Origin of the sequence: Hydrocoleum sp. CS-953 (genome assembly GCF_002260545.1) — a bacterium.
Lineage (GTDB): Bacteria > Cyanobacteriota > Cyanobacteriia > Cyanobacteriales > Microcoleaceae > Trichodesmium.
Genome location: NZ_LGSU01001313.1, coordinates 1 through 9,793, shown reverse-complemented (window position 1 = coordinate 9,793; position 9,793 = coordinate 1). Strand labels below are relative to the sequence as shown.

Here is a 9,793-nt window from a genome sequence, read left to right as displayed (position 1 = left end):
AACTCATAACAGAGAAGTATCTAAAAAAGTTGAATTTTTACAATTTCTGCGATAGTGCTGAATTGAAAGTATAGATGAATATTAGGACTTAGACACTAACTCTACCGCTAGGGTTGGTGCAACTCATCCTATACCAGAATGACGGTATAATATAAAACTTTGTAGCTTCTTTTTTACCATTTGGCGATACTAAATTTATACTAAATTAGTACCTGTAGGAAAGGAAAGAAACCTTGGAAACAAAGCCCTATTAATATGGAGTTAAGCGGACTCGAACCGCTGGCCCCCTCAATGCCATTGCACTTTTTGGCTATATGAGACAAGAGTCTCAAGGATTTAGAGTTTATTTTTCTGTACCTCAGATTGTATTTTTTTTGAGGTACATCAAAAGTGAGAAACAAGTCTCAAGGGACAGTCAAAAAGGTAGGCCGAGTAGCTATTGAGATTTTCAAAGGCCATATTAGATTAAGATGGACATTTGACAAAAGGGGTAAATCTTTGCAGATTTGTCCGGAAGGGACAAAAGACGGCCTGAGAATAGCGACTGCTAAGGCTAAGGAAATTGATACTGCATTAGCTAAAAGTAAGTTAGGTATCTATGATGATATCTTACTTAGGAGCCTCTAAAAAACACCAAGCAGAGAGTATTAAACCGACTAACAAGGAATTAAGCTGGAATCTCAAACAAATCTGGGAAAGGCACAAGGAAATCAAGAAAGATAAAATTGCAATATCTACTCAAAAGAACTCGTGGAAATTTGCGGATAAGTTTCTAAATATAGTTGACTGCAAGCAAGAATCAGTAAATAAGGTAGTAGATACTTTGCTCAAACACTACTCCCCGTCTACTATGAAACGTGCGTTGGATGAAATAGTCTGCGCTACTAATGCCTGGGCTAAACGTAATGATATTAAAAATCCTTGGAAGGACATTAAGTAATTTTTACCGAAGTTACCTAAGCGTACCAACAGAAGCAAGGAAGCATGGTCTAGGGGTGAAATTAATGAGATATTAAAGGCTTTTCAGGAGAAACATAAGCATTATTATCCCTACGTTGCTTTCTTGGCTTATACGGGTTGTAGACCTGAAGAGGCGATCGCTTTAACTTGGGAAGATATTGATTTAACCCAAGGAATTATTAGTATTAACAAACGTTTTACTCATGGGAATCTGGCTAACGGGACAAAAACTAATGACGGTAGGGAGATTAGGATAAATAATAAATTGAAGGAATTACTATCTCAGCAGCAGTGCCAGAATAAATCAAAGCTGGTTTTCCCTTCTGTGACTGGGATTTATATAAACCAGAAAAAGTTCAACACGAGGGTGTTTAAGCCAGTTATTAAGCAGTTAAAAGAGGCGGGTAAAATTAGCAAGGATTTACCTACTTATAACCTCAGAAACAGCTTTATCAGTCTTGTATTAAGGGAAACGGATATAGATATTGCTACTACAGCAAAGATGACTGGGACTTCTGAAAAGATGATTTTGCAGCACTATTGGGGTGCTGATGATTCAGTAGTAATTCCTGAAATTTGAGTATTGTTTATCGGTAGGAGTATTTTTTAAATCAATTACTATCATTTTCTTGCCGATTTTATTGCTGATTCATTGTGTTAAAATATGCAAAGAATTGTAGCTTGATTATAGCTATAAAAGACGGAAAATAATCAAGCTACAACTATTAACTCATATCAATTCGCAAAGATATCTTAGCATGAATAAAACAGTAAAAGCAAAGCGGGCAATCATAAGATTTTGTCCTGAAATTGAAGTAGAAGGATTTGAGCTACCGAATGGGTATTACCATGTATCAATTACAACATAATCTGAGGCCATAGGTTTTGCTAAAAATTGGTTAACTTTGACGATAAAGAGAAAAGCTAACACATTCAAAGCTTTACAGAAAATAGGTTTCACAGATTATATTTCAGAAGTGCTAACCGATTCAAACCTAGGAGAGAGGTCTGCAAAGCTAATCAGTATAGATGACTTTTCTCGTATGATTATATACGCTGCATCTCAAGGCAAAAAAGAGGCCATAGCTTTAAATATGGCACTAACAAAGATGTCTTTAACTGACTTTTTCAGAGATGCTTTTGGTGCAAGACCACTCACAATTGAAGAGAAAAGGAAGGCGTTTTATGAGACTTATGTTGCTTCGTTGGGTTGGGAAGGTTGGCTGATTATGGATAGGTGGGAAGATGAAATTATTTTAGAATCTTACCTATTTTTAATGGGTGATATGAATTAAAGAAATCTCCAATACTAAAGGGGTACTTAGATTAATCAGGGGCAATTGGCCTCAACTCCTGAATTCTGAGTACCCCTTTGAACCTTGATTTTCAGTATAACTTTTAATCCGACTTTACAGTAGAAGCGATAGCTATTACCAATAAATGATAATTATTATTTTTCCCTGAAATCCTCACTGTAAAAGGCTTTTATTTTGTCACAGCTATGCCAGGGGGGATTATATATTACCCGCTAGGGGTAGGTGTGACAGACAAAATGGTTGATTAAGCATAACAAAAGTCTCTGATTATTGATTAAAATTGATTTTTGTTTTTATAGGTGGAGACAGTAAATGATGGCCAATTAAAATAGCAAACATTCATCTCTGATGATGGTATTGAGGTAATTATCAATAATCATACTGGCGAGAGTTATTGCTCAGTTAAAGGTTATGCTCGGTTGTCTGGTATCTCCAAACAGGAAGTTTCTAGACGCCTGAGAACGGTCAACCGAAATAACATAAAATACGCTGAAATTCAGATTACCACAGGAGTTAAAACGGTCAATTTAATCACAGAAGATATTATCGCTGAGTGGATAGTTAAAGATAACCCTGCGATAAGGGCGGGCTTCACAAATTAGAAAACCACCAAATTAATTATTGGTGGTTTAATGTCCATTTATTGTTCTTTTATCTTACCAGAGCATGATTTTCTGTTCTAGAGTAAAGCTTTATTGCAAAAGTTTATATTAAAACAGAATTATATGCTTATTTGTAGTGATGTCAGTAAAAAGTGGCCTTTAATTTAGGGATATAGACAATATACATAATTAAATTGGACTTGTCAACACCTTACTTTTTACTTTTAGAATCACTACTCCCTTTAACTTCTTTAGGTTTGGATTTTTCATCATCTCCATTACTGTCGGTTAAAGCGACACTATCTTTTTCCTTGGCTTTCCTTTTTGCTACTGCCTCTTTGTAAACCTCGAATTTGTTTAACTCATCAATGATTATGGGAGCGCCTCTTTCAGCTATGTAGATGAGGGATGACGACATACTTTTCCCGGAATGTTCGGATAGCATCTTCACTACTTCCATCAAATCGTCTGGTACTGCTACAGACAACATTTTTCTCTCTGCCATATTAACATCCTAATGATATAACCAGAATTTATAGGAAAAACATCTTGATATCTTCAGAGGATATTTAGTATTATTAAAGCATGAGCAAACAGGAAACACCGACTGGATAGAAGGGCGTCGTCCCTAGAATCAACGGGGTGTTACCTCATAAATCACTCATATCTCATGTACAAGTCCAGGATATCTCATTACTAGCAGTCTTGTCTAGTTGTTCATCGTTTCATCTGTAATGAACCATTTAATGAGGCTTTCAGTAAATATTAGGTAGATATCCATAATCTAAATTAACACTTATAAGAAGGAGATGACTGAACCACTAAAAAGAATCAACGATGTCACTTTCGTAGATTTTGAATATCTTTCCTATGAAGAGATGGAGACATTTGAACAACAGGGTTTCTATGAAGCACTTCCCCTGGATATCACTTATTGGGGTTTCTTCAATGTTCCTGACAAAGATGGCGTCTATTGGGGAAGTAGGTGAAAAATGTTCAACGAAAAAACAATCGACCGAATTAAGACTAGCATCTATGTTGCGTTAGGAGATAAAGATTTCTTTACCAGGAAGAATCTACTCGAAGCGCTCAAACGTGCAGGTCTAAAACTCTCTAATAACCAATTTACTAGAGATGTTCAATTACTATCACAATGTCAGATTAAAGGGTTTACTCACTTTAAATATGACAAGGGTTACGACCGCAAAAGTTGTGAAGCAATAGTAGCTTACCGTTTCCTAGCAGCGACTAGAGGTAGGGCACAAGCAGTCTATCACTTGAATACAGTCATTGACTTATTAGGAGAAACAACCACCTATGACAACGAACAACGGGGCAATTATACAACAGTTGAATGTGAAGCAACAGCAGTCAATTAATGATGCGATTAAGCAATCACAATCCGATCATACTGATGACGCTCGCATCCAAGCGAGGAAAGATGCCATTGAATGGGGTATCGCTTACAAGAAATACCTCACTGATTATAAAGAAGAAGCTCGGATGATTATCCAAGAGAAAATCCTCAAAGAGAAGGATGAGAAACTGGAATCATTGGATTTAGATGAATCTATGTTTTTCCCAGGGCTACCATCAGCTCCACATATAGGATGATGGCTGTAACCTACGAAACCTTGGACTGCAACACCTACGGAATTTTGAACAAACCTAGAAACTATCAGCAAGTTTTCATTGAAATTACCGTAGGTAAGCACGTCTACATCATTTCATCACCCATTGACTTTAATAAGAGCGGTTTCACCGAAATCGAAGTAGAAATCAAACTAGCATCTTTAGAAAAGCGATGAAGACACGAGTTAACACAATTATAGAGCCTGCCTTCCTGGCGGGTTTAATGCTAGCACTCTTGCTAGTTTCAGTACCGTTAGTTACAGCGAGTACATTCAAGCAAAGCAATCAAAACAACAATAACTATGGGATTACTGAGTAAATACTTTAAAGGTGAAGTTACTGAAAAATCTTCATCTGCAATCGGGAACGGCAATCATGCCATCAATAAAGATGAAATTATTACAGGTGGCGCTTTAGGTCGATTTTCACCTGAACATACTCCTAATTGGAAAGGCATTCAATCAGTACCGACTGTAGACCAGGCAAGGTATATGTCTACTGAAGAAGCAAAAGCTCTTACCGCTCACAGAAAGCAGTTAGCAGAAGCTAAAAAAGCAGCAAGGGTAGGGTATCAGGAGTTGCAACGCATTGATAAATACGATACCGCTGTAGTCGGCTACTACTCTCGTTACACCAAATCAAACGCCCGTGAGGGGTTAAAACAGACAAGAAAATTAGCAGGACTCCCTGATAACTGTCCCATATGCAACGGTCAACACAAGAGATGTAGCACTAACGGCAGTCTGGTTATCTGTGGTGAAGATTGGCAAGTACCAGGCTGGAAAAATTTAGGACAAGACAAGGCAGGTATAGGTTATCTCTACAGACCTGACTCATCTCAATTATCTGAATATAAGAAACTACCAAAACCAGAACCTGTAAAGCCTTCAAAGGTGTCACACCTAACCCAGGGGAGTATTAATAACCTCCTCCTGGATATGCTGTGCCAACAACCTGTAGAAGATTGGGCAAAAGCTGATTTACTGAAAAGAGGTGTTGAGCCAAGCGGGTTACTGGGTAAATCATTTCCAAAGGGTGTTATTGACGATAAGTATGAGGGTTTACCTGGTACATACAGGGATAGTCAAGATAGATTGAGGACGGTAGCTCCTAATGATAGCTACTTTTGCCCCATATTTGATGAGGACGGCCTAGTTGTTGGTGGTCAATTAAAAATAAAGAATGACAAATACATCTGGTTAAGCGCTGGTAATAAAGGCGGTTACAACCAACATATCAACGGCAAGACTCCGCATACTCTCTGCAACTCCAATCAAGATAAACGGAGTCAGTTTACTGTCAACGACGGAAAGGGGAGCAAGCAAAGAAGGAATGTCATTCTATTCAGTGAAGGCTGTCTTAAACCATTCATAATTAATCAATTATCCGGTTATCCTTGTATCGGTGCAGTGGGGGGTAATTTTAAGGGTAATTTTGACGATATTGACAAGTTCATTGCAAAAATCACTAACAATAATCCAGGCCAATTCACTTTTGCTATTGCTGCTGATGCTAGTAGTGGAATCAATGATTTAGTGTCAAGTCAATATAAGGCTTTAGTAGGATATATCAAGAAAAAATACAACAAAGATATTCGCGTCATCTGGTACGGTCAATATACTAAGCAGCATCATCTTGATTTTGATCATGTTTTAACTACTGGTAAGACTAAATATTCATTGATTCCATTCTATAGATTTATCAAGAAAAACGAAGAGTTCAAAGCTCTCCAAGAAAAAAAGAAATTTACAACTAAACATAAATTATCATCAAGAGATATACCTGTAAATGACCATTTTGGGGATAGAGGTCATAACCCAATATTCAAATTTACAGAGAATATAAGCAAAGGAAATCAGGGTATTTTAGCTTTGAAGTCCCCTATGGGAACAGGGAAAACTGAAGCGTTGAAAAAGGTACTTGAATTATTGAATTGTGGGATATTCCTGCTTGGATATCGAAACAGTCTACTGAAACAAACGGGAGCAAGAATACCAGAGATTTACTATATAAAAGAGGTAGTTAATAGCCTTCACCTTTCGGCGACAATGGAATCAACCTCATTATGTATGGATAGCCTACTCAGGATTCAGGTTGCAGATGTTACAGGTAAAGTTCTCGTACTGGATGAAGCTCCGCTGGTTTTAGAGCATTTGCTCACGAGTGATACCTGCAAAGACAAGAGATATAGGCTAAGGAAACACCTTCGTGAGTTGATGGAAAACTGTGCTGGTGTCGTAATTATGTCAGACCAACTTGCAGATAGAGATATTAAAGTTATTCAAGAGCTTTCTGGGATAGGGGATGGGGATACGTTGGCAGCCGAAAACACTTACCAAATGCCGTCAAGGAAAGTGACTATGTATGATTGCGAAAAGCACCTCAGACAGGCATTTAATGACGCTATAGCAGGGGGTAAGAGGATTTTTCTGGCTACTGATTCTCAAAAGTTTACTGAAGCTTGGGGACGGAAAACGGCTGAGGAAATTAAATCTGGTTGTAGAGTATTGATTATCAACTCTGAAACTTTTTACCGGAAAGAAGTGCAGGACTTTCTTAAGTCCCCAAACGAACGCTTACATCTCTATGATTTCGTACTAACAAGCCCTACTGCTGAGTCAGGCTTGAGTATAGATGAAAAATACTTTGACGCGATATTTGTTAGATGGACTCATTTGGGATTGGACGCTTGCACTCAGATAATGCACAGGGTGAGGGACGCAAACTGTCCGGTACATTTGTTTGCTTATAAGAGCAGAAATGGAAATAAGTCAATCAATGACCTTTTTGATGAAAAGATAGACCGCATAAGTGCAGCATTTAGTGAGATTCATAAAATTCAATATAAGTATCGAACAACAGAGGATAGAGGCTTCCTTCAGGGTGCTATAGTCTCATTCCAGTCGGCTATAGACGATTACAAAAACTCCCCTTTCACTAAATATCTGGATGAGTTAAAGGAGGCTAGATTACTTGGGCAGCATAGTTACAGGGATTTATTAGTGCATGATTTAAGAATGAGGGGTTACGACGTTAACGATGCAGATGAGGTTGAAGTTGACAACGAAAAAGTCAGCACTGCTAAACAGTCTGAAGCGATAAAACAAGAAAAATCACTAGCTATTTTGAACGCAAAAATATTAAATGACGATGAGTACGAGAGTGTAAACAGGAGGGAGGTCAAAACACCTGAACAGGTGGCAGAAGCAAGGAAATACATCTTCTTAAAACAGTTCCCAGATATTAATAAATTGGATGATTGGGATGTAGATTTAATCAAGGAACTTATTTTTGACAACCCAGAAAGCAAGAGCAAACTATGGAGACGGTATCTTTTAGAGAATGAAGACTTAAACACACTAATTAGAGATAAAAAGGTGATTGGCAGTATAATTCACGGGTTTTCTCTTGATGATTGGGATGTATTACATTCCGTGGTAATGGAATTGAAAGAAATATCGTATATATTAACTCCATTAATGAATAGTAAAGCAATTCACTCTGAAAGTTCATTAGTCAAAGCCTTCGTTTATGCACTTGAGAAATGCAAATACTTACCTAAGCAAGGCAAATTAGGGAATATCCAATATCTCAACAAAATACTTGAGTTGATTGGTTACAAAGCTAATTACAAGGGGCAAAAAAGGGATGAGAACGGTAACAGGAGGCGTGAGTATGTGATAGCGGATAACCTCTATTACGAAGTTGGGGAGGGTAAAGAGAAAAGAAAAATTATGTTGCAACCATTACTCCAGGAATGCCTAGACAGGAGGAAAGAGGGGTTATTTGAGAAATACAATAATGAATATTTTGAGGAACAGAAGAAGAAGTTTTTAGGGGAGGAAACAACAGAAACGGAAAAGAAACCCGCTTTATTCACTAGGGAATTTCTCAGCGATGAAGAGTACATGGAGAACGTGCAATACAGTGAAGATTTAGAAACCCATGAGAACCAACAGATAGATGTAACTCCAATGCTTCCAAACGAGAATGTTGATGACGATAAAACGCCTAAAATCATACCTGAAGTAGGCGCGAACAGAGTGAAGCAAGTCGTATCTTACTTCTTTAACGGAATCAAATCAGGAGCGACTACCCTTGACCAAATTGCATCATCTATAGAATGTTTTGGTCCAGAGGTGTTTGAACAGGCTTGTTACGCTAACAGTTTGTTATTAGGTAGGTGTATTGATGCTGATTACAATTTTATGGAGGCTTAATTAGCATCCAGGAATACTAGGCAACAGATAGATGAAAGGTTAACTTAACTATTTTACAAATATTAATATTTGTAAGTACACCTAACTACGACTTGCATCATCTATAGAATGTTTTGGTCGAGAGGTGTTTGAACAGGCTTGTTACGCTAACAGTTTGTTATTAGGTAGGTGTATTGATGCTGATTACAATTTTATGGAGGTTTAATATGCCAGCGCAAAAAAAGACACCATTCTTTAAAGTTTATACTGACTCTGAATTAAAAGAGAAATTAAAATACTACTCAAAGTTATACGGGACAAACCAATCTGAAGTAATAAATATGCTTGTCAGTGGCTGGGTAGATGGAGTAGAGAAGGCCACCCCAATTCGCGATACCTTTGGCCTATCAGGAAATGTGGCCAACACTGTTGGGGAGTAAGATTTATCCTGGCCAAACACAACAAAACCACCTAAGACTGGCTTGGTGGTTTCCTTCCTGTTGGTGTATTTTTTTTGGTTTTATAATAAAATTTTATAATAAACTTTTATAGCAATCCTGGGAAATATCTGTTTAATATAGTTTCATAATCGTTAACTGTCACTGGCCATTTTGAAGTGGGCTGCTCTGCTTCAGTTACAAATCTACATTACGGCACTTCTCTCAGTTTGTCAAGGTTAACTTTCTATTTGAAACAGACGGTTCCCTTTCCCAGGAAGTATAACAATTGAGTATATTTCAGAGTATAATCGCACCCAAATAAAACTCATCTTGTATCTATATGGTACTCTGAGGGAGGTACAGAAAAATAGGATATTCTACAAAATTCTTGAAACCCTTTCCCCTATTAATATGGAGTTAAGCGGACTCGAACCGCTGGCCCCCTCAATGCCATTGAGGTGCTCTACCAACTGAGCTATAACCCCGAACCAAAGCATTAATTATATTACCTAATTTTTTTTCCTTTGTCAAGAAGTTAATTAAAAAATTTCTACAACATTTTGAGTAGATGATCTATAGCAGTTGCCATTACTATATAGAACCCCTGAAGGGATCTATTTAAAATTATAGATTGAGAGTAGGGG

At 37.5% G+C, this 9,793-nt stretch carries 11 protein-coding genes and 1 tRNA gene; 10 read left to right on the top strand and 2 right to left on the bottom strand.

Going from position 1 to position 9,793, the window contains the following annotated elements:
- The first annotated feature begins 390 nt into the window (after nucleotides 1-390).
- The 4 genes from AFK68_RS23995 (at nucleotide 391) to AFK68_RS23980 (ending at nucleotide 2,255) form a co-directional block, all read left to right on the top strand.
- On the top strand, nucleotides 391-627 hold the full coding sequence (locus tag AFK68_RS23995) for a hypothetical protein (protein WP_094675693.1): 237 nt from the start codon (nucleotides 391-393) through the stop codon (nucleotides 625-627).
- Nucleotides 599-940 carry a hypothetical protein gene (locus AFK68_RS23990; protein ID WP_143438192.1) on the top strand — a complete coding sequence of 114 codons (342 nt, stop codon included), beginning with the start codon at nucleotides 599-601 and terminating at the stop codon, nucleotides 938-940. Before AFK68_RS23995 ends, AFK68_RS23990 begins: the two co-directional genes overlap by 29 nt.
- 60 nt (nucleotides 941-1,000) lie before the next feature.
- The gene (locus AFK68_RS23985; RefSeq protein WP_371357531.1) at nucleotides 1,001-1,540 is read left to right on the top strand and encodes a tyrosine-type recombinase/integrase; all 540 of its coding nucleotides are present in this window, start codon (nucleotides 1,001-1,003) and stop codon (nucleotides 1,538-1,540) included.
- A 325-nt stretch (nucleotides 1,541-1,865) separates the two neighbouring features.
- Entirely contained in the window at nucleotides 1,866-2,255 is a 390-nt protein-coding gene (locus tag AFK68_RS23980) for a hypothetical protein (RefSeq protein WP_094675687.1), read from the top strand.
- Between the two features lie 834 nt (nucleotides 2,256-3,089).
- Here the strand turns inward: AFK68_RS23980 and AFK68_RS23975 are convergent.
- Complete coding sequence (locus AFK68_RS23975) at nucleotides 3,090-3,383, bottom strand: hypothetical protein (protein ID WP_094675685.1); 294 nt, start codon at nucleotides 3,381-3,383, stop codon at nucleotides 3,090-3,092.
- 304 nt (nucleotides 3,384-3,687) lie between these two features.
- Here AFK68_RS23975 and AFK68_RS23970 point away from each other — a divergent pair, with 304 nt between their 5' ends.
- From AFK68_RS23970 to AFK68_RS23945, 6 genes are all read left to right on the top strand, one after another.
- Nucleotides 3,688-3,867, top strand: a complete 180-nt coding sequence (locus tag AFK68_RS23970) for a hypothetical protein (protein ID WP_094675683.1) — start codon at nucleotides 3,688-3,690, stop codon at nucleotides 3,865-3,867.
- A gap of 3 nt (nucleotides 3,868-3,870) precedes the next feature.
- Nucleotides 3,871-4,257, top strand: a complete 387-nt coding sequence (locus tag AFK68_RS23965; RefSeq protein ID WP_094675681.1) for a hypothetical protein — start codon at nucleotides 3,871-3,873, stop codon at nucleotides 4,255-4,257.
- Nucleotides 4,235-4,492: a hypothetical protein gene (locus AFK68_RS23960; protein ID WP_094675679.1), complete on the top strand. Its 258-nt coding sequence runs from the start codon at nucleotides 4,235-4,237 to the stop codon at nucleotides 4,490-4,492. Before AFK68_RS23965 ends, AFK68_RS23960 begins: the two co-directional genes overlap by 23 nt.
- A 44-nt stretch (nucleotides 4,493-4,536) precedes the next feature.
- Nucleotides 4,537-4,686, top strand: a complete 150-nt coding sequence (locus AFK68_RS37260) for a hypothetical protein (RefSeq protein WP_168186625.1) — start codon at nucleotides 4,537-4,539, stop codon at nucleotides 4,684-4,686.
- Nucleotides 4,687-4,812: 126 nt separating this feature from the next.
- On the top strand, nucleotides 4,813-8,730 hold the full coding sequence (locus AFK68_RS23950; protein ID WP_094675675.1) for a plasmid replication protein, CyRepA1 family: 3,918 nt from the start codon (nucleotides 4,813-4,815) through the stop codon (nucleotides 8,728-8,730).
- A gap of 206 nt (nucleotides 8,731-8,936) precedes the next feature.
- A complete protein-coding gene (locus AFK68_RS23945; protein ID WP_094675673.1) occupies nucleotides 8,937-9,149 on the top strand; it encodes a hypothetical protein in 213 nt (70 codons plus the stop codon).
- Nucleotides 9,150-9,561: 412 nt separating this feature from the next.
- On the opposite strand, the gene AFK68_RS23940 is transcribed toward AFK68_RS23945, so the two are convergent.
- Nucleotides 9,562-9,634: transfer RNA gene (locus tag AFK68_RS23940), tRNA-Ala, on the bottom strand.
- Nucleotides 9,635-9,793: the final 159 nt, after the last annotated feature.

What these genes read in the sequence shown, in the direction of transcription:
- AFK68_RS23965 (WP_094675681.1), top strand. Translation starts at nt 3,871, where the DNA reads ATGTTCAACGAAAAAACAATCGACCGAATTAAGACTAGCATCTATGTT.
- AFK68_RS23970 (WP_094675683.1), top strand. Translation starts at nt 3,688, where the DNA reads ATGACTGAACCACTAAAAAGAATCAACGATGTCACTTTCGTAGATTTT.
- AFK68_RS23975 (WP_094675685.1), bottom strand. Translation starts at nt 3,383, where the DNA reads ATGGCAGAGAGAAAAATGTTGTCTGTAGCAGTACCAGACGATTTGATG.
- AFK68_RS23945 (WP_094675673.1), top strand. Translation starts at nt 8,937, where the DNA reads ATGCCAGCGCAAAAAAAGACACCATTCTTTAAAGTTTATACTGACTCT.
- AFK68_RS23990 (WP_143438192.1), top strand. Translation starts at nt 599, where the DNA reads ATGATGATATCTTACTTAGGAGCCTCTAAAAAACACCAAGCAGAGAGT.
- AFK68_RS23950 (WP_094675675.1), top strand. Translation starts at nt 4,813, where the DNA reads ATGGGATTACTGAGTAAATACTTTAAAGGTGAAGTTACTGAAAAATCT.